Source organism: Haloferula chungangensis, from assembly GCF_042664875.1.
GTDB lineage: Bacteria > Verrucomicrobiota > Verrucomicrobiia > Verrucomicrobiales > Akkermansiaceae > Haloferula > Haloferula chungangensis.
Genome location: NZ_JBHTBS010000003.1, coordinates 160,216 through 179,999 on the forward strand (window position 1 = coordinate 160,216; position 19,784 = coordinate 179,999).

Below are 19,784 nucleotides of genomic sequence, written 5' to 3' on the forward strand. Positions count from 1 at the left end.
AAAATCGTACTTGTGCGCGATGATTCCCGGCTTCCATTCGGCCCATGCCTCGGGAACACCCTCTCGCCATCCATTGGTTCCGCCGGGATCTGCGAATCCTTGATAATCCGGGCCTCTACCACGCTGCCAAATCAGCAGAACGGGTGATTCCAAGCTATCTGCTTAGCAACTGGACAGGTCAGCATCACTGGACCGGCCCCAATCGGCAGAAGTTCCTCTGCGAAGCTCTGGCCTCACTCGACAAGAACCTTCAGACCGTCGGGGGTCGACTGATTCTCCGCTCGGGAGACGCCGTGGAGGCCCTTCTCGAGCTGGTTGATGAATCGGGTGCTAGGGCCATTTTTTACAATGAGGACCCGGATCCCTACGGAAAGTCGACGGAGGAACGTCTCAAAGCAGCCTGCGAATCCCGCGGTCTCGCCTGCCACGGCTACCACGACGTCACGCTGCACGCCCCCCATGAGGTCCTGACCCAGAGTGGCGACCCTTACCGAGTCTTCACTCCCTACAGCAAGAACTGGCTCGGTCTCGAAAAGCCCGAGCCTTTCCCGAAACCTCGATCGCTCGGCACTCCGGACGACATCCCTTCCGACGGGCTCCCCACGCTTGCTCACTGGAAGCTCCCTGAAGCGGGCGAGGAGATCCTCGAAGCGGGCGAAAAGGCCGCCCACAACCGGCTTGGTCGCGCGCTGGAAGAACGCCTCGCCCACTACAAGGACCATCGCGACATCCCCTCCATTTCGGGCACCACCCGAATCTCTCAGGACCTGCGCTTCGGCCTGATTTCGCCCCGGACCGTCTACGCCAAAGCTGCAGAGCTTCTGGAGAAACCATCCGAATCCGAGGGCGTGCAGACGTTCATCAAAGAGCTCGCCTGGCGGGAATTTTACATGGCCATTCTCCACCACTACCCGGAGGTGCTGGAAAAGGAGTTCAACAGGGATTGGCGTGGACTGCCTTGGGATGAGCCAGGCGAAACCTTCGCAGCCTGGAAAGAGGGACGCACCGGCTTCCCGATCATTGATGCCGGGATTCGCGAGCTTCGCGCCACCGGATTCATGCACAACCGCGTCCGCATGATCGTCGCGATGTTTCTCACCAAGGACCTGCACATCGATTGGCGGCTCGGCGAGCAGTTCTTCATGCAGCAGCTTACCGACGGCGAGATCGCCTCAAACAACGGCGGCTGGCAATGGTCGGCCGGCACCGGTGCGGATGCCGCCCCCTACTTTCGCATTCAGAACCCCTGGTCGCAGACCAAGCGCTACGACCCCAAAGGCGAATACATCAAGCGCTGGGTGCCCGAGCTCAAGGACGTCCCCGCCAAGCAGTTAATGGAGCCACCCGCAGACGGAAAACCGATCGCGTCCGACTACCCCCTCCCCTGTGTCGATCACAAGGCCGAGCGCGAACGGACCCTCTCGATCTTCAAGAAGCACAAGCAGTCCTCCGGTCGATAGCAGCTGATCGCTCTCCGGATGGCACCTATTCCAAAAACCAGTCCAAAGCCTCGGCAAACTGCTCCTGACTGATGCTGTGTCCACCAGAGTAGACCTCCGAACGGACCTCAGCGAAACCGCCCTCCTTGCAGCCTTTCTCCACTTCATCCCGGTGTCCCTTGTTCACGAGACGATCGCTTTCTCCGGAACTGATGTAGGCTTTCGCCGATCGATAAGCCTTCTTGCTTACATCGAGATCTTCAGCCGCGTAGTCGAAGCGCGCCTCATTGCAGCCGCCGATCCAGTATCCCTTCACATCCACACCTTCCAGCCCGCTCATCAAACCGCCCATCCACTGACAAATCTTTGAACCCCCGGAGAAGCCGCCGGTGGCAATCGTCCACTGCTCTGAGCCCGGATACTTCGCGTGGAGTTGCTCAAAGAACTCCTTGATGCCTGCGAGAAACACCGCGTTCGTCCACAGGGCCTTCGAGTCGGGTGCTCCATCAACGCTCACCAGCATCCATCCCTTTTCGTTGCAGGTATCCCAGTAGCTCTTCGCACCCGCGACGTTGCTCTGCCGGTCGCTGGTCGTCCACTGGACGAAAACCGGACACCCTTTGACCGGATCGAAGTTCTTGGGTACGCCGAGGTAGACATTGATTGTGCTCAGTTCGCGCGGCTCACCGAGCTTCTTGATCCAGTCTCCTCCATAACGTCCGGCGAAGGAATCCTTCCATCCCTTCGGGCGGTTCTTCGCCAGCTCCTGATTCTCGGGGGAAAGTGGGAACTCGAAGGTGATGGTCTGCCCGGGAACCAGCTCCTGCCCCATGAACTTTTTCGCCGACTCCAAGCGCTCCTTTTCCAATCGATCGACCTCTTCCTGAGCAAAGGTTTGGTCCTCTTCTGAGAGTGAAGCCAATGGAATCTCATACTCCTTCCCCTTCATGCTCAGCACGACCTTGTCGCCCTTGACCCCGATCAGGTCCGCCTCAATGACGCGACCTTCGGTATTCGTCCAACTCCGTCCGAAGACAGGGTTCATCAAAAGTGGCAAAATGAGGACCAGCAACGATTTCATGAAATCCTTCATAAAGGACTGACAGGCACCTTGCCCAGCCACTTCATTCGCCTCCTGTGTCAGCTGACCTCCACTAGGCACGCGATGCCATCCAGCTCTTCCAGCCCCCGAAACGGGAAATTTCCTCGGCACCTTCGGTCGCCCGTGGCTCAGCGATGAATCCCGGGAGTTCCTCGCCGTCCTCCATCTCGATTTTTCCAATCCCGAGTGGACCCGGAATTTTGGCCACGAAGTCGCCGAAGTCCGCCGGCGCCAATGCCCACACCTCGACTTCAATCGAGCAACCGCCGCCATCCTCACGAATCATCGCCGGTCGCTCAGGAAAGCCGTCGCCCGCTGGCATCGCGAACATCCGGTAGGCCGGTGCGGTTTTCCCCCGCCTAACAAGTTCGGCATGACGATCCGAAAGCTGCCAGTGAAGCGGCAGTCCTTCAAGGTGCGCCCCGCAAACCACCACCGGAATCTTCTCTGATGGTCGCTCATGGACAGCCTCCCCATTCATCAGTGCGGCCAGGTCTAACAATCCCTCGTCCATTCCCGCAGGAGCCGCCAAGGTCACCCCCCAGGGCACCTCCCCTCCTCTCGCCCGCCCTGCTGGCAGAGCGACGGCGCAAAGGTCGAGCAGGTTCATGAAATTCGTGTAACGGCCAAGGGTCGCATTCGTCCCGAAAGGCTCTTCGAGCACTTCTTCGACCCTGTAAAGACACGGTGTCGTCGGCAACAACAGAAGATCCACCTCTTTCCAGACAGCATCAGCGTGTCTGGCAAAGCACTTGAGCTTGTCCTGTGCCTTGAACAAATCCGCCGCCTGCCAACCCTGGGAACCTTCGAGGATCTTGCGGGTCACGGGATGGACTTCATCGGCATTCGATGAAACGAATTCCCCCACCGCCGCCCAGCGCTCGGCGACCCAGGGACCTTCGTAGAGCAACTTCGCCGCTTCGACAAAGGGCGTCGGATCAATTGATACCACTTCGTAGCCCAGGCTCTTGAGCTTTTCGACAGCTCCATCAAACAAACCCGGCGTGTCGGGGTCGCCACTGAAATCCAGTCCGCTCGGGACGCCGACTCGCCTCCCCTTCAAGCCGGATCCTTTCACCTCTCTCGACCATGGATCCTCTTCATCGAACTTTCCTGCGACTGACATCACTCGCGCAGCGTCGGACGTGTTGTTCGCGAAGACCGACACGCAGTCGAGTGATCGACAGGCAGGTACGACGCCCTTCGTACTGAGCCGTCCACGTGTGGGTTTCCACCCGATAAGTTCCTGAAAGGCCGCAGGCACCCGACCTGATCCCGCCGTGTCCGTTCCCAGAGAAAAAACGGCAATCCCTGCCGCCACGGCGGATGCACTTCCGGAACTCGACCCTCCTGGCAACCATCCCGGTGCCACCGCATTCCTCGCCACGCCATAGGGCGAACGCGTCCCCACCAGACCGGTTGCAAACTGATCAAGATTCGCCTTCCCCACCGGAATCGCCCCCGCCTCCCGCAACAAGCGGACGACGCTCGCATCCTCATCGGGCGTGTAGGCAAACCCGGGACACGCCGCAGTCGTCGGCCAGCCCGCCACATCGATATTGTCCTTCACCACGAAGGGCACCCCCCAGAGCGGCAGGTCCTTCGGCATCTTCTCCACCTCGGCCGCGATCATCTTCATTTCCTCCCACTCGGGCAGATGAATGAACATCGCAGGATCATCCCACTCGGCAATCCGCTGCCACACCGATTCCATCACCTCGACGGGTGTCTCACCGGCTTCGTAGCGCTTGATCAGATCCTCAATTGTCATGTCTAAGATTGGTATTTGTTAGATTGCCTTCACCACCGCCAGTGCCTGCCCGGCTTTCACCGAATCTCCCTCATTCACCAGCAGTTCGACGAGCTCCAGTGCTTCGTCGGCATCGACGGGGATCTCCATCTTCATCGCTTCCAGTATCATCAATGAAGCACCAGCCTTCATGGAATCGCCCGCAGCTGCCTCGATTTTCCAGACGCTGCCGGTCACCGGACTTTCAAGAGCGAAGCAATCATCCGGAATGACGACATCCGGCGTCTCTTCCTCGACCGCTTCGAAGGCCTCTTCCATATTCAGACCTGCCGCTTCCCAGCGTTCCCGTTCTTCTTGAAATGCCTGACGCTGCATTGTCCGGAAAGCCTCGATCTCATCCGACTGCTTTTCGAGAAAGGCCTCGTAGTCCGCAAAGCGGAAGCTTGTCTGCTCGATTTTCAAGCGATGCCGCCCCAAGGGGACCGACTCGCGCAGCTCCATCAGTTCCTCCGCGCTGACTTCATAGAAGCGAAGTTGGTCGAAGAAGCGCAGCAGCCACGGTTGTTCAAAGTCATCGGTCTTCCGCCAGCGGTTCCAGACGGGAACGGTGCGACCTGTAAATTGATAGCCACCCGGACCTTCCATGCCGTAGATGCAGAGGTAAGCTCCGCCAATCCCCACAGCGTTTTCGGGCGTCCAGGTGCGGGCCGGGTTATACTTGGTCGTTACCATCCGGTGGCGCGGATCCAGCGGGGTCGCGACCGGTGCACCGAGATAGACATCTCCGAGCCCCATCACCAGATACGAGGCATCAAAGAAGATCCGCTTCACTTCATCGATCGACTCGAGCCCGTTGATCCGACGGATGAACTCAAGATTGCTCGGACACCACGGTGCCTTCGGATTCACGCTCTGCGTGTAACGCCGGATCGCCTCTCGGGTGCTCGGATCATCCCAGCTCAAGGGCATGTGCACCACTCGGGCCGGCACTTCGATCTCTTCCAGCGGCGGCAAGGACTCAATTCCCCGACGGATCAGGTTCCATAGCTCATCCCGGTCCATCTTTCGCGGCTCATAGTGAACCTGCAGGGAGCGGATTCCGGGCGTGAGATCCACGATCGCATCCAGCTCCTGCTTCTTCAGCCATTCATGCACCACGTGAGCCTTGAAGCGGAGCTTCAAGTCGAGAAGGTGCGGTCCAAATTCGATCAGCAGATAGCGATCACCCGCAGGTCTCAGCACCACCCGGTCATCGCCCTCACCAAACTCGTCGAGAATGCAGGAAGCACTCGCTGTTAGACCGACGTCCCGAGGCTCGGGAAGAGAGTCGACGCCACCGCTCAAATACTGATCCACCGCCTCACGCTGCTCACCGGCCCAAGCCTGATCCACCGCAACAAAGCGAATCCGGTCCCCGGGTCGCAACTGGCCGAGCTTCCACAATTCGGCCTCCACGACCACTGCCGGGCAAACGAATCCGCCGAGGCTCGGGCCATCCGGACCAAGAATCACCGGCATGTCACCGGTGAAGTCCACCGCTCCGATCGCGTAGGCATTGTCATGCAGGTTCGACGGATGAAGCCCTGCTTCTCCGCCATCTTTCCGTGCCCACTTTGGCTTGGGACCAATCAAGCGAACCCCTGTTCGCGCGGAGTTGTAGTGAACTTCCCAGTCCGTGCTGAAGAACATTTCAATGTCTTCATCCGTAAAAAAGTCAGGCGCACCGTGCGGACCATACAGCACCCCGATTCGCCATTCCGTGGCATACGGAAGCTTTGGAATCACAGAACCTGAACGCTCGCTTTCACCGCCAACGATGCCAAGCACATCGCCCGGCAGCAGTGCACGACCAAATGGACCGCCAAATTTTCCGAGGGTAAAGGTCGACGCACTGCCGAGATAGTCCGGCGACTCGATCCCTCCCCTGACCGCGAGATAAGCCCGCGCTCCGAGGTTTTCCAGTCGACCGATCTTCAGCACATCGCCCGCTTCGACTTGAAGAGCTTCATTCAACTCGACCGCCTTGCCATTCTTCAGCACCAGCACCGGAGGCCCGACCACCGCAATGGTCGTAGCCACATTGAAACGAAGCGTCGGTCCGGAAATCGTCATCTCCAAACCAGGAAGCCCTTCCTCATTTCCCACCAAACGATTCGCCACGCGGAACGACAAGGAATCAAATGGACCACAGGGCGGCACCCCGACTTCCCAGTATCCAGTCCGGCCCGGAAAATCCTGAACGGTTGTCATCGTTCCGGCCGAAAGCACATCCATAGTCGAGGGATGATAGCAGAAGGAAGCCATGTCCCTCATCGCCACTCCGCCGTCAACGAAGCGTTCCCAGACCGCAACCTGACGCAAGTAGCGAAGATTCGTCTCGATGCCGGAAATCCTCGTCTCAAGAAGCGCCTTTTCAATCAGCTTGATTGCCTCGTCGCGATTCTCCCCGTGCACCATCACCTTGGCTAACAAGGGGTCGTAAAAAGGACTGACTTCCGCGCCGGACGCAATCCATCCATCGCAGCGTGTCCATTCGGGAAAGGCCACTTCGGTCAGCAGGCCCGAGCTCGGACGGAAGTCGAGATTCGGATCCTCGGCATAAACCCGTGCCTCGATCGCCCAACCTTTTGGCTCGGGTGCGCAATCAGGCATCGTCCACTTCTCATCAAGCGCCAGCCGCAGCATCCACTCGACCAGATCAATTCCCGTCACCATTTCCGTCACGCCGTGCTCGACCTGGAGCCGCGTGTTCACTTCGAGGAAATAGAACTCACCACGATCGGCGTCGTAGATGAACTCGACGGTTCCGACCGAGCGATAATTGACGCTTTCGCAAAGACTCACCGCCGCCGCATGCAGCGACTTTCTTATTTCATCCGAGAGGCCCGGCGCAGGCGTTTCCTCGAAGACTTTCTGGTTCCGCCGTTGCACCGAGCAATCGCGCTCGCCCAGCGCCAGCACGCGACCTTTGCCATCGCCAAACACCTGCACTTCGACGTGCCGGCCCCGCTCGATGAAGCGTTCCAAAAACACCGCCCCCGAGCCGAAGCTGCGCTCGCTCAAGCGAACCACGCTTTCAAATTCCTTTCTCAGTTCGGTTTCATCGCGCACCACTTTCATCCCGATGCCACCACCGCCAGCCGTGCTCTTGAGCATCAGCGGAAAACCGATCGTTTCCGCCGCCTTCAACGCATCCTCAACAGACTCCAGGAGTTCGGTTCCCGGCACCAGGGGCACACCGGCCTCACCCGCCAGACGTCTCGCTTCATGTTTCAGTCCGAAGGCAATGATCTGCTCGGGAGTCGGCCCCATCCACTTCACCCCAGCCTCCTCGCACATTCGCGCGAAGTCCGTATTTTCGCTCAACAAGCCATAACCGGGGAAAGCCGCGACCGCGGCGGTTTCTTGGGCCACTTCGATGAGTTTTTCCTTAAGCAGATAGCTCTCCGCCACCGGCCCCGGTCCCAGGCGAAATGCTTCATCAGCGAGATCAACATGCGGCGCCGCGACATCCGGATCCGAATAGACGGCGACCGACTTCAGTCCGAGCCGCTTCACCGTCCGCATCGCGCGCACTGCGATCTCACCCCTGTTAGCAATTAGAATCGAACCTTTCATCATCTTAATCCCAGATCAGCACTTCGACCGGTGTTGGATTCCAGCCATTGCATGGATTGTTCAGCTGCGGGCAGTTTGAGATCAAACAAACCACATCACGTGCCGCCTTCATTTCAACATACCGGCCGGGTGCCGAAATGCCGTCAGCAAAACTCAATTCACCGGTAGAGGTCACCGGCACATTCATGAAGAAGTTGATGTTGCAGGTGATGTCCCGCTTCGTCAGCTCGACATTCCACTCCTGCGCCCCACGAATAAAACTGTCGCGGCAGGCATGCATGCATTCCTTGTCGTGAGCGTAGCGCATGGTATTCGACTCGCGCGAACAAGCCCCCCCAAGGGTATCGTGCCTACCACAGGTATCCGCTACGATCTCCAGCATCACATTTCCCTCCGTGCTCATCAGCTTGGTGCCGGTGGTTAGATAGAGTGCCCGCTGCGCCTGAATCGTCCGATCAGCACTGTAGCGATCACTGGGATCATGCGCATCAAAGAACAAGGTGTCCGCCGCCTGGTTTCCCTCGAGATCGAGAATCCTCAGCGTCTGTCCTTTCTTGATCTCATGCACCCACCAGTCACCGGCCGGGATCGTTTCGCGAAAGGCGGCAGTCTTCGGGTTGAGTTCACTTTCCTTCATCGACATCAGAATCTCAGGGTATGGTAGTTAAAATTGTTCTCCCAGGCGCGGAGGTTCTCCTCCCGCACCGTGAGGCTCGGATCATTTCGCTGCGCGACCTCGCCATCGAAGACTTCAAGCTTCACCTCGTTCTCGCGATAGACGGGAGACGTATCGAGCGGATGCTGGCAGGTATTCAGCACCACCAGCGTGTCCATTTCAAAGCGCAGCTCGACGAAATCGCCAGGACCGGAATGTTCCTCGATGAAGGAAAGCTCCCCGTCATCATTGCTGACGACCTTGCTGAAAAAATTCAGATTGGGCACCAGGTCCTTCTTTCCGAGTCCCCATTTCGCCAGTTCGATCAGGAAGCAATCCCTGCCATTGCGGAACCACCCGTTGCCAGCCTGCTGGTAATTCTTTTCACCATACTTCTCGGCGACCAGCCTGGCATCGGAATGTCCGCACACCGTATCATGCCAGCCGAGGCTATCCGCCGTGATCGATGCCAGCAAGCGACCCATGTCTGAGTGCAGGCAGTAAGGCTCACGCAGATAGAAGACATACTGGCCTTTCAGTGTATCCGGCATGTTGTAGCGTTCCTGCCGTTCGAGCGCGTTGTAGAGCAGCATTCCGACATTCGCCCGACCTTGCAGGTCTGTTAGACGGATCTTTCGCCCCTTCGCGATCACCGCGGACCACATTCCTCCGCCTGTCAGTGTTTTTCTAAATATGGGGTTCATCACTAAAACTCGTTCGTCTTTCCTTTTCCATGCACCTGAGGAATCAGGAAAGGGGTGAGCGTCAATTGAGCCGTCTTCACCCCCTTACAGGTCGCCAACTCGTTGGCGATCTCCCTCAAAATCTTCGCCGGTCCCTGCATCAGCATCACCTCCATCACGTGATCGTCTTCCAACAGCACATGCTGCGACGAGATCACTTCGGCAATGTGTTCGCGACAAATCCTCGACAAGTCGCGCAGCAAACTGCTCTTCGACTCATCGTAAACCAGCGTCAGATTCGCAGCCATCACCTCGGTTCCCACCTTGCCCAAATGCTCGGCTGCCTGGCTGTGGATCATTTCGGCAATCCCCTGCGACCGGCTGTCAAAGCCTCGGTCGTTCACCAGTCGATCCAGCGTCTGGAAGGTGTCTTCCGACATCGACACCGTCACCCGGCGCAGGCTTTCTCCGTTTTCATCTCGCGGCACAGGGCGAGAAAAGCAAAGGCCGCGCCAAGTATGAAGATTTTTCTTTTTCCTCACACTAGTCATACCGAATAGAGGCTAGATTTCCCCACTCCGATGTCGGAAGCGGTGGTTCCTCACGGACACCGCTTGCGACCTTCCTGATCATAGCCTCCACCATCGCGGAGAAGAGCGCTTTGCCCTCTTCTTGCGTAGCATCCGATGGTCTCCCGGTCACCCCGTTCAAGCTCGTCTGTGCGACGGGATAGGAAAAAACCGTCTCCACGGTCCGGTCCGGGTCATCACTGGTCTGCATCGCCGCCCTGTCGACCAGTTCGGGACACAGGTGCAGCATCAGGGAGGTCTCCGCGCGATTGGCATGAAGATCTCCGGCATCGTCCGTATAACTCCTCCATATCTCGTCATTGAGTTGAAACACGTGGACCAGACCGACCTGTAGTCGCCCCATCAGTTCCAGCCTGAGCTGATCCACCGCCACCCGCGCAGGCGCATCATTGCCAAAGTGGGAATTCACCAGCAGCAAGCGTTTCCAGCCCGTCGCTTCCGCCCACCCAGCCAACTCCCGGAGCACCGCGATGAAAGTCTCATGCCGGAGCGAGAAGGTGCCGGGCCACTTCGGCGTATGTCCTTGCGAAACCGTATAGCGGAGCGCCGACATCACCGGAACTCCTGTCCGTGCCGACACCTTCTGGCAGAGTTTCTCGACCAGCAGGGTATCCATCGCCACCGGCAGATGAGGTCCGTGCTGCTCGGTCGCGCCCATCGGCAGAAGAAGCATTCCACCGTGCTCCTTTTGCAGCTTTGAGATCTCGGACCAGTTCTGGTTCTCGAGGATCACCGCAGACTTGTTAGAAGAGTCGCGCATAGGTATCGATCTCCCACTGACTCACGCGCTGATGATACTGGCGCCATTCTTCGCTTTTGTAATTGATGAATTCGTCGCGCAGTCCCTGCCCCAGCACTTCGGTGACGAAGGGATCCGCCGCGAAAGCCGCCACGGCCTCGTCCAGGGTTCTTGGCAACTCCGAGATTCCCCTAGCAGCCAGCTCCTGTGGCGAAAGTTCATAGAGATTCATCTCCTGCGCGGGTCCAGGGTCAAGTCCCTCACGGATTCCTTCCAGTCCCGCCGCCAGCGCCAAGGTCGCCGCAAGATAGGGATTGCATGCGGCATCAGCATTGCGGCTCTCACAACGTCCGCCAGCCATCGGCACCCGCACCGAATTCGTGCGGTTGTTCTTTCCGTAGCTGTTGAAGACAGGCGCCCATGAATAGTAGGACATCAGGCCTTTGCGAACGAGGCGCTTGTAACTGTTCACCGTCGGGGCGAATGCCGCACACAGGGCAGGGCCATGCTTGAGGATCCCGGCGACGAACTGATAGCCGAGTTCGCTCAGGCCAAGCCCCCGTGGATCATCCTCCGGCGCTCGTTTGAAAAGATTCCTCCCGCTCTCCAGATCATAGAGCGACATATTGAAATGCGCCCCACTTCCCGTCTTGTCGGCGAAGGGTTTCGGCATGAAGGTCGCCAGCAATCCTTCTTCGGCCGCATACTGCTTCGCCATCAGACGGAAAAAGATGTAGCGGTCGCACATTGTCAGCGCGTCGGAGTACTGGAAGTCGAATTCAAACTGGGAATTCGCGTCCTCATGATCGAGTGAATAGAGATCCCAACCCAGGTCGTTGATCGTCGTTGAGACCTTGTCGATCCAGGTGTAGCGATCCATGAAGCGTTTCACGTCGTAGCATGACTTCACGAGATTGTCGTCATCGTTCGGAATCTCCAGACCTCCGTCGTCGCCCTGCTTCACGACGAAGAGTTCACACTCGATACCGAGATTCATCCCGAAGCCCATTTCCGCCGCTTTTGCGATCTGCTTTTTGAGCGCGACGCGGGTACTGATTTCATAAGGCTCGCCCTTGAACGTATTATCTGCAGGAAACCAAGCGACCTCCCTATTCCATGGAAGGATCACACAACCATCAAGGTCCGGGAGAGAGGCGATCTCGTCATCGTTCGGCCTCTGACCCAGACCATCGAGGGCGTAGCCGGTGTAAAGTTCGCTGCCTTCGGCAAAATGTTCAAAATGACTGATCGGCACGAATTTCCCTTTCGGCACCCCGTGGATGTCGACATAGGCCCCGACACAGTACTTCACGCCCGCGTCCAACAACTTCGCTTTCAGAAGCGCCGCCTTTTCTCCCCTATTTGGAACCGTAATCATACTTCATTTGAAATTTGTGTGAAACCTCGAAGGCAATTTCTCCCTTGATGCGATTCATCGTCCTCAAACGACGTCCGGATCGTGCTTCACCATCCGCAGCACCGGCGTCTCTGCCTCGACCTTTCCGGGGGGATGGATCAGATGGTCGATATGATGCCTCGCCGCTTTGAACGAAGGTTCAAATACCTGCTCAGGTGTCCTGGGCCGTGCCACGGGAACTTCTACCATTTCCCTAAACCGTCCCGGATTTGCATCGAGCACCAGAATCCGATCGGACAGGTAAACCGCTTCATCCAGATCATGGGTGATGAAAACAATGGTGATATCGACGCTTTTCCAGATCTCCAACAGGTGCGCCTGCATGCTCGCGCGGGTTTGCGCATCCAGCGCACCGAAGGGCTCATCCATGAACAGCACCTTTGGCTGATTCGCCAGTGCCCGCGCAATCGCCACACGCTGTTTCATCCCTCCTGACAATTGGTTGGGATAGGAATTTTCGAAACGTGACAGACCCACAAGGTCGATCCACTGCCGCGCCTCGCCTTCCGCCGAGGTTGATGACGCACCCGACATCTGAGGACCGAACATCACGTTCTGCTTCACCGTCAGCCACGGAAAGAGTGTGTAGGACTGGAAAACCATGCCCCGGTCCGGACCCGGACCTTGCACCGGATTCCCTCCCACCAGCACCTCGCCACCCGTCGGCGTTTCCAGTCCGGCGAGGATTCTGACAAGCGTCGATTTCCCGCAGCCTGAAGGCCCGATCACGCAGGTGAACTCGCGTTTGTGAACGGAGAACGACAAGTCTTCCAACGCGACCACGGTTCCTTTCGGAGTGTCAAAGTGCTTTGTCAGCCCTTTGACCTCGAGCGCCACCGGGCGTTGCTTCAGCCGATCAAATCGAGCGGCTACTTCCGGGGCCATTTCCAGTGATGCTATCATGGGGTGTCGTTGATTCTTGCTGCGCGTCGCTCGGCAGTTGCTTTCTCATCAGCGGCGATTCTCTCGCGCGCTGCCTCTGCCACCGTGCGAACCGGCCAGGTCGCGAAGCTGGCGACGGCACGTGAGACTTTCCCGCTCTGTCCGAGCCACGGGAATAGCACGCCATGCAACCAGGCGAGAATCTGATCGGTCACAAAGCCCGTCACACCAATCAGTATGATGATTGGAAATACCCGGTCGAAGTTCCGGTAGCGTCCCTGTGTTTCGATGAACTCGGTGAGTCCGCTTTTCACTCCGATCAATTCTGCGATGACCAGCCAGGTCCATGCCCAGCCAAGGAGGATTCGAAGGTCGTTGTAAAGATTCGGCAGGATCCCCGGCACGACGACCTTTGAAAGCAACTGCTTGGGTTTGGCGCCCAATGTCTGAGCCGCTTCCAGCAAGGATGCGTCCAGCAGCCGCGTCGTTTTCGAGATCATCAAAATCATGTGCGGCACCGTGCCGATGAAGACCAGAGCCACCTTCGGTGCTCCGTCTGCCGCTAGAATCGCGACCAGCAAGGTGCTGAATGTCGGGGCTGGCATGTAGCGGAAGAAGTCCGTGAAAGGCTCGAAAAGTTTGGCGAAGAAGTCGTAGGTTCCACATAGGATCCCAATGGGGAGACCAACAATGCAGGCCCAGACAAAACCCTTGAAGATCACCTTCAGCGATGAGCGGTAGCGTTCCCCCATCGTTGAGCCATCATTCCTCGGCTCCGCCGTAAAATCCCGCCAGCCGGTTTTGATCACCTGATCAGGGGCCGGGAGATAAACAGGATTTGCTGGCACCGCCTGAGGCACCAGCTTCAACAATGGCTCCTCGGGGAGCTGTTTGTATTCGAACTCGGGGGAAAGCGCGCCCAGCACAGCCCAGTTCTTTTTGACAATCTGATGATTCTCCTCACTCAGGATCTCCGATGATCTGGCACCGGTCGCGAGATCCCTCCAAACGCCATAGATCAACTCATCATTCTGTCCGTCATCATGATCGAGCCATCCTTCCTCGACCGCAATGGACCCGATGTGTCGAAGCAACTTCTGATTCTTGCGCTTCGATCCGGCAAGTGGCTCACCCGCGGACACCGCCGCAACGACGGCGGCATTCTCCTCGCGGACCGCCTCGACGAATGTTGGGAAGAACTCCTTCGAAACATGATCGCCCGAGGTGAAAACCGTGGTCACTCCTTCACGGTCGGCCGACACCTGGAGTTCCATGTCCGGATGCCAAATCCACGGCACATAGGACACGACACACCAGAGCACGATCGGCAACAGGAAGGAGAAAACAGTCAGTGTCAGCTGTCGCTGCTTCGAGAGCTCGCGACGCACACCAAACCATCCTCGGAATAGACCGGGCGAGGCCATAGTGAGATAATGTTAGATCGTCAGACACGGAGCGGTCGACATCCCGACCGCTCCGCATCAGGGATGAAGTTATTTTTTCGATTCCGCGTAGGCCTTGGTGAAGGAGGGATCGAGGTATTTGGTCACATCGAGCGACTTGTCGTAGACCTCAAACTTTACATTGAAATCATCGACGAGCTTGCTCGATCCGTAAACCGAACCGAGACCATCGGCTTCCTTCCACTTCTCCAAGGCCTCATCGAGTGAAAGAATGTAGGTTCCCTTGAAGAAGGGCTCGTATTCCTCAGGCTTCAGGCTGACGCGTGCCGAAAGGATCTCCAAAGCCTCATCGAGATTTTCCTCGTCCTTGATGAAATCAACGATCTTGTACCAGACACCGACAACTTTCCCCCACTCCTCCTTGTTTTTCTCAAGGCTCTCTCCCGAAACATACAGAAGGTCATAGATGATGCCGGGGGCATCGGCTGAAGTGAACAGTGGCTTGGCGCCAGGAACGGCTTTCAACGCCTGACCTGAATTGGGCTGCCACGCACCAATCGCATCGACCGCCTTGGCTTCGAGCACCTGCGGAGTTTCGTTGGTCGGCGTATTCACCACTGTGATGTCTTCCGGCTTCATGCCGTTGACTTCGAGACCTTTCAGGAGGAGCAGATGACAGACGAAGCCTTCTTCGACTCCGACCTTCTTGCCCTTGAGATCCTTGAAGGACTCGATGCCCGGAGCGCCGACAATCATATCGTTTCCGTTCGAGAAGTCATTGATGATGATTCCAACGGATGGCTTCCCGGTTCCTCCCGTGACCAGCGCGTCTCCGTTGGTCATCGTGACGGCATCGACCTTGCCGGCAACGTAGGCGTCCATGGATTCCACGTAGTCCATCCAGGCAAATTCCACCTCCACCCCGGCTTCCTTGAACCAGCCTTTCTGAATCCCGATCTCCCAAGCCACCCAACCTGGCCAGTCGGAGTAGGCAATTTTTAATGGCTCCCCCTGGGCAGTGGCAAGAAGGGCTGTGAGCGCCATCACGGCGCCTCCGATGCTTCGTTTGATTCTCATAACGTGTTTGGCGGTTTTTTCAGCAGTGTGAAATTTTTTCGCTGACTTCATACTGACAGAAGCAATGCGCGTACCATTCCGTCCATAGATCATTGCGAAAGACCTGCTTACTCTCATAGGCATCGACAACGCACGCGAGGAGACGGCATATACTCGTCATGCTTGATATTCCTGCCACGCGGGCACGATTTGACGACTGGGTGCGTTCTCCCGCTTTCGACGCCCACTTCAATTCGGTCGTCAAACCATCGGTATTTCCCTTCATTTTCGGCGGCCTGCTGCTTTTCAGCCTCATCGGCATTCCCCTCGGGCTAGCCCTGATTTACCGTGGATTCAAAAAGAACCGACTTCGCAAGGAAGCCCGTCGTGATGCCACCGAGGCTTACACTCACCATGAGGTCATCCTTTGCACCGTCATCATCGCGAACCAGGCCCTCCTTCGGAAAAAGGGCGCTGTCGCCCCCGCCCTTTTGATCGGGGAGTTCGGCGCGAGCGACGAAGCTTCGCTCGATGCCTGTGGCGAAGTCGCCCTCCTGTTGTGCGAAGTCTATGGGGAGGATCCCAGCCAGGTCGCGCCGGAACTCCAGGAAGCTTGCCGCCTGGTGAACGATGACACTTTTCGGGATAGTCGGCGCCGACCCATCCCAGCTCATCTTTCAAAAGGCCGACAGCTCTGGTTGTTCGACACCATCCTTCAGGCCGACTCGATGCCCGCCTTGCAGGAATGTCCTTACATTCCCTGCCTCGCGCCACCTGGCCCGACTGGTCCGATCATGCAGCTGCCGCCAGAGGTTCTCGTCTTCAAACCCGAGCAACAGGTCATCCGCCACAAGGCACCCGCGACTCCGCCGCCCATCGTCGCCCCCCACTCGGACAACTTGGAAGCGGTCGAGCAGCACATCGAGACCCATCTCGGCTGCCCGGAAAACGTCTTTCACGAATTGATCTCCACGACCGTGCACATCGATGTGCACATCGTTCCTGCCACTCCCGAGCGGCCATGGATTTCGCTCGTCACCAGCGGCATGAGCGACATCCCCATGAGCACCCCGGAGGGAGCCGAGGAGTGGCGCTTTGCCGAACTGATGATTCGACTCCCGGAAGGCTGGCCGCTCGATCAGGCATCCTTCGAGGACGAACGAAACTACTGGCCGATCCGCTGGCTCAAACAACTCTCCCGTTTTCCCCACGAACTCGAGACATGGATCGGCTACGGCCACAGCATACCCAATGGTGATCCGCCCGAAGCCTTTGCGCCCGGCGTCCCCTTTTCCGGCATCGTCCTCAGCCCGCCGTGGATCGGTGGTGAGGGATTTTCGACCCTCTATCTCAACGACGGAACACCTGTGCATTTCTGGTCCCTGATTCCGCTTCACGCCTCGGAGATCGAATTCAAGCTCGCCCACGGCTCCGAAGCGCTTTTTGAACGCATCGCGGCGGCCGGGCACAGCGACCTCGTGGACATCCAGCGTCCCGCTGTCGTCTGATAAACTTTTCGGATTCCCGTCGCCCGTCCATCGCGCCAAGCTCCGCGCGTGTCCGCCACCGAACGTCTGTCAGGCATCGCCCGTCTCTATGGAATCGCCCCCTTCGAGCGCTTTCAGAAATCCACCGTGCTCGTCGTCGGCATCGGTGGCGTCGGATCATGGGCTGCGGAAAGCCTTGCCCGCTCCGGCATCGGCCACCTGATCCTCGTCGATCCGGACGACCTCTGTGTGACCAATACCAACCGCCAGGTTCACGCGCAGGACGGCACTTTTGGCCGCCCGAAGACCAGCGCAATGACCGAACGACTGCGCGCCATCAACCCGGAGATCCGCATCACCGAATACCAGGCTTTCCTCTCGGAAAAAAACGTCGCCGAGATCCTCGATGCCGCGCCAGACGCCGTTGTCGACGCCATCGACTCCGTCCGCGCCAAGTGTCACCTGCTCGCCGGCTGTCATCAGCGCGACATCCCGGTGATCTCATCGGGCGCTGCCGGTGGTCGACGCGATCCCACTCAGATCCGCGTCCTCGATCTCGCTTACTCGGGCCGCGACACCCTGCTTGCCTCCGTCCGCCGCAAGCTCCGCGACGATCATGGATTTCCCAAAGGCTCCCAGTCCTCCGAGTCTCCGCCTTTTGGAATCGAAGCCATCTTCAGCAACGAGATGGCCGTGTATCCAACCTGTGAAGGAGGCGTCTCCCACGAGCGTCCCGCCGATCAGCCTGCCGGACTGCGCTGCGACGCCGGCTATGGCTCCGTCACCCACGTCACCGCCACTTTCGGCCTGATTGCGGCGGGTCGCGTGTTGGAATGGCTTTCGGCGAAATAGAAAAAGGCGACTCCGATGATCGGAGCCGCCTTTCTCGAAAATATTGAATCAGCCGCAGCTTATTTCACACCCTTCTTCGAAAGACGAGTGCCCTTGGTCGCGCCCTGGCGAGCCTTGAACTTCGGGTTCGACTTGCAGATCACATAGGTCGTGCCTTTGCGGGAAACCACCTGACAATCAGTGTGACGGCGCTTGGCGGAGGCGAGTGAGGAAAGAACTTTCATGGCAAAAAATTGGTAAACCCCGTGCGGGGCCGCGAAACCTACGGATCCCGACCACCTTGTAAAGCCGATTCTCCCTAAATTAGAATCATTTCCCCATTTTCGTTGTTCGCCCTACCCCCAGCTTGTGGTCTCCTCTGCCGGCCCTCTCTACTGATGAGCGAAAACTTCTACCAACAGACCACCTCCGAACCCACCTCGAGCTACGATATCTCGCTGCGCCCCCCGGCTTTTTCGGAGTTCATCGGTCAGGAAAAGGTCAAGGAACGCCTGCTCCTGATGGTCGAAGCCGCGCGCAATCGCGACGACGTGCTCGACCACGTGCTGCTTTCCGGCCCGCCGGGATTGGGAAAAACAACGCTCGCCAACATCATCGCTCGCGCCACCGGTTCCCAACTCCACACCACCTCCGGCCCTCAGATCGAAAAAGCGGGCGACCTCGCCGGGGTGCTGACCAACCTTCAGAAAGGCGACGTCCTGTTCATCGATGAGATCCACCGTCTCCACCCGGCCATCGAAGAATACCTCTACCCCGCCATGGAGGATTTCAGGCTGGATATCATCATCGACTCCGGTCCTTCCGCACGCTCGATTCAGCTCAATCTGCCTCGCTTCACCCTCGTCGGCGCCACCACCCGCTCCGGCATGCTGACCGCGCCGCTACGCTCCCGCTTCGGACTCGTCAATCGTCTCGACTACTACACCTGCGAAGAACTCGCCCAGATCATCGAACGCTCCGCCGGACTACTCGATATCCCCATTCAAGCGGACGGGGCGTTGGAGATTGCCTCCCGCTCCCGCGGCACCCCGCGTGTCGCCAACGCCCTGCTGCGCTGGGTCCGCGACTACGCTCAGGTCCGCGCCGATGGCACCATCACCGGCCCGATCGCGGACAAGGCGCTGGCGATGATCGAGATCGATTCCGACGGACTCGACGAGATGGACAAGCGCCTTCTTGAAGCCGTCATTTACAAATTCCAGGGCGGTCCGGTCGGCATGGGCTCGGTGGCCGTCGCAGTCGGCGAAGACGCCTCGACTCTGGAAGAAGTCCACGAACCTTTCCTGATCCTTCAAGGCTTCCTCCAGCGAACTCCACGCGGCCGCATCGCCCTGCCAGCTGCCTATCAGAAAATTGGAGCACCGCCACCCCTCGGGGGCCAGGCGAACCTGCTCTAAGGAGTAGCACCAAGCGGCAATCCATCCTACACTCCCAGCAACATGAACCCTGTCGTTACCAGCACCGTCGATCGTTGTCGAAAACTCGGCATGCGGCGCACCAAAGCCCTCGAGCAACTTCTTGCGACCCTGCTCGAAGCCGATCGCCCGATGACCCTCGGCGAACTCGCGAGTTCCGAGCGCCTCACCGAGCAGTGCGACAAGGCAACCGTCTTCCGTCTTCTCCAGCGGCTCGCCGAAAAAGGCATCGTTCGGCGCCTCGGACTCCACGAACGCGCCGCCTACTTCACGCTTCTCGTTCCCGGTAGACACCAGGACTACCTCATCTGCACCGAGTGCGGATTGATCGAATCCGTCAAGGCACCCTGCCCGGTTCACGAACTGGAGAACGAGATTCGCGAGAAGACCGGCTTCAAGAACCTTTACCACGAACTCGAATTCTTCGGCACCTGCCCGGCCTGCGCCTGAGCCCTCTCTTTGATTCCATGAACCGCCTCGTCCGCATTGCCCTCACCCTCTTTGCTTCATCGACCATCCTGATCTTCCTCATCCAGCAGCGCCTCAAGGAAGCCGAAGGCATGGCTGAAGAAGCACTGCGCAACGAAACCCAGATGGCTGCGATCGGCGTCATCATCGCCGGCGCCCTCGCTGCCGGCGGCTTCATCCTGATCATCGTCGCCCTCGCTCGAAGCCGCAAAAACAAGCTCCCATGAA

Annotated in this window: 18 protein-coding genes; 6 read left to right on the plus strand and 12 right to left on the minus strand. The window is 58.2% G+C overall.

The genetic code is table 11. The annotated features are described in order from the left end of the window. Window positions 1-44 precede the first annotated feature (44 nt). Window positions 45-1,460: a cryptochrome/photolyase family protein gene (locus tag ACFQY0_RS07190; protein ID WP_379710815.1), complete on the plus strand. Its 1,416-nt coding sequence runs from the start codon at window positions 45-47 to the stop codon at window positions 1,458-1,460. Window positions 1,461-1,485: 25 nt separating this feature from the next. Here the strand turns inward: ACFQY0_RS07190 and ACFQY0_RS07195 are convergent, their stop codons facing one another. The 11 genes from ACFQY0_RS07195 to ACFQY0_RS07245 all read right to left on the minus strand — a co-directional run bounded on the left by ACFQY0_RS07195 (window position 1,486) and on the right by ACFQY0_RS07245 (window position 15,355). Then, window positions 1,486-2,520: an alpha/beta hydrolase gene (locus ACFQY0_RS07195; protein WP_379710817.1), complete on the minus strand. Its 1,035-nt coding sequence runs from the start codon at window positions 2,518-2,520 to the stop codon at window positions 1,486-1,488. Between the two features lie 73 nt (window positions 2,521-2,593). Next, entirely contained in the window at window positions 2,594-4,312 is a 1,719-nt protein-coding gene (gene atzF / locus ACFQY0_RS07200; RefSeq protein ID WP_379710819.1) for an allophanate hydrolase, read from the minus strand. A gap of 18 nt (window positions 4,313-4,330) precedes the next feature. Continuing rightward, the gene (gene uca, locus ACFQY0_RS07205; protein WP_379711489.1) at window positions 4,331-7,909 is read right to left on the minus strand and encodes an urea carboxylase; all 3,579 of its coding nucleotides are present in this window, start codon (window positions 7,907-7,909) and stop codon (window positions 4,331-4,333) included. Between the two features lie 4 nt (window positions 7,910-7,913). Further along, complete coding sequence (locus ACFQY0_RS07210) at window positions 7,914-8,546, minus strand: urea amidolyase associated protein UAAP2 (protein WP_379711490.1); 633 nt, start codon at window positions 8,544-8,546, stop codon at window positions 7,914-7,916. 5 nt (window positions 8,547-8,551) lie between these two features. After that, complete coding sequence (locus ACFQY0_RS07215) at window positions 8,552-9,268, minus strand: urea amidolyase associated protein UAAP1 (protein ID WP_379710821.1); 717 nt, start codon at window positions 9,266-9,268, stop codon at window positions 8,552-8,554. A gap of 2 nt (window positions 9,269-9,270) precedes the next feature. Continuing rightward, window positions 9,271-9,735 (minus strand): CopG family ribbon-helix-helix protein, encoded by a 465-nt coding sequence (locus tag ACFQY0_RS07220; RefSeq protein ID WP_379710823.1) that lies wholly within the window; start codon window positions 9,733-9,735, stop codon window positions 9,271-9,273. Window positions 9,736-9,790: 55 nt separating this feature from the next. After that, window positions 9,791-10,597, minus strand: a complete 807-nt coding sequence (locus tag ACFQY0_RS07225; protein WP_379710825.1) for a creatininase family protein — start codon at window positions 10,595-10,597, stop codon at window positions 9,791-9,793. Beyond that, a complete protein-coding gene (glnT, locus tag ACFQY0_RS07230; protein ID WP_379710827.1) occupies window positions 10,581-11,954 on the minus strand; it encodes a type III glutamate--ammonia ligase in 1,374 nt (457 codons plus the stop codon). The genes ACFQY0_RS07225 and glnT overlap by 17 nt, the downstream gene beginning before the upstream one ends. A 63-nt stretch (window positions 11,955-12,017) precedes the next feature. After that, window positions 12,018-12,896 carry an ABC transporter ATP-binding protein gene (locus ACFQY0_RS07235; protein ID WP_379710829.1) on the minus strand — a complete coding sequence of 293 codons (879 nt, stop codon included), beginning with the start codon at window positions 12,894-12,896 and terminating at the stop codon, window positions 12,018-12,020. Further along, a complete protein-coding gene (locus tag ACFQY0_RS07240) occupies window positions 12,893-14,299 on the minus strand; it encodes an ABC transporter permease (protein WP_379710831.1) in 1,407 nt (468 codons plus the stop codon). Before ACFQY0_RS07240 ends, ACFQY0_RS07235 begins: the two co-directional genes overlap by 4 nt. Before the next feature lie 69 nt (window positions 14,300-14,368). Beyond that, complete coding sequence (locus tag ACFQY0_RS07245) at window positions 14,369-15,355, minus strand: ABC transporter substrate-binding protein (protein WP_379710833.1); 987 nt, start codon at window positions 15,353-15,355, stop codon at window positions 14,369-14,371. A 158-nt stretch (window positions 15,356-15,513) separates the two neighbouring features. Here ACFQY0_RS07245 and ACFQY0_RS07250 point away from each other — a divergent pair, with 158 nt between their 5' ends. Both ACFQY0_RS07250 and ACFQY0_RS07255 read left to right on the plus strand, forming a co-directional pair. Then, on the plus strand, window positions 15,514-16,842 hold the full coding sequence (locus ACFQY0_RS07250) for a suppressor of fused domain protein (RefSeq protein ID WP_379710834.1): 1,329 nt from the start codon (window positions 15,514-15,516) through the stop codon (window positions 16,840-16,842). 48 nt (window positions 16,843-16,890) lie between these two features. Further along, window positions 16,891-17,673: a tRNA threonylcarbamoyladenosine dehydratase gene (locus ACFQY0_RS07255; protein WP_379710836.1), complete on the plus strand. Its 783-nt coding sequence runs from the start codon at window positions 16,891-16,893 to the stop codon at window positions 17,671-17,673. Window positions 17,674-17,732: 59 nt separating this feature from the next. On the opposite strand, the gene ykgO is transcribed toward ACFQY0_RS07255, so the two are convergent. Then, window positions 17,733-17,897, minus strand: a complete 165-nt coding sequence (gene ykgO / locus ACFQY0_RS07260) for a type B 50S ribosomal protein L36 (protein WP_379710838.1) — start codon at window positions 17,895-17,897, stop codon at window positions 17,733-17,735. 153 nt (window positions 17,898-18,050) lie between these two features. Between ykgO and ruvB the strand changes: the two genes are divergently transcribed. The 3 genes from ruvB to ACFQY0_RS07275 are packed head-to-tail and all read left to right on the plus strand — an operon-like array spanning window position 18,051 to window position 19,783. Further along, window positions 18,051-19,070, plus strand: coding sequence for a Holliday junction branch migration DNA helicase RuvB (ruvB, locus tag ACFQY0_RS07265; RefSeq protein ID WP_379710840.1), 1,020 nt, complete (start codon window positions 18,051-18,053; stop codon window positions 19,068-19,070). 42 nt (window positions 19,071-19,112) lie between these two features. Further along, window positions 19,113-19,538: a Fur family transcriptional regulator gene (locus ACFQY0_RS07270; protein WP_379710842.1), complete on the plus strand. Its 426-nt coding sequence runs from the start codon at window positions 19,113-19,115 to the stop codon at window positions 19,536-19,538. Between the two features lie 17 nt (window positions 19,539-19,555). Further along, the gene (locus ACFQY0_RS07275; RefSeq protein ID WP_379710844.1) at window positions 19,556-19,783 is read left to right on the plus strand and encodes a hypothetical protein; all 228 of its coding nucleotides are present in this window, start codon (window positions 19,556-19,558) and stop codon (window positions 19,781-19,783) included. Window position 19,784: the final 1 nt, after the last annotated feature.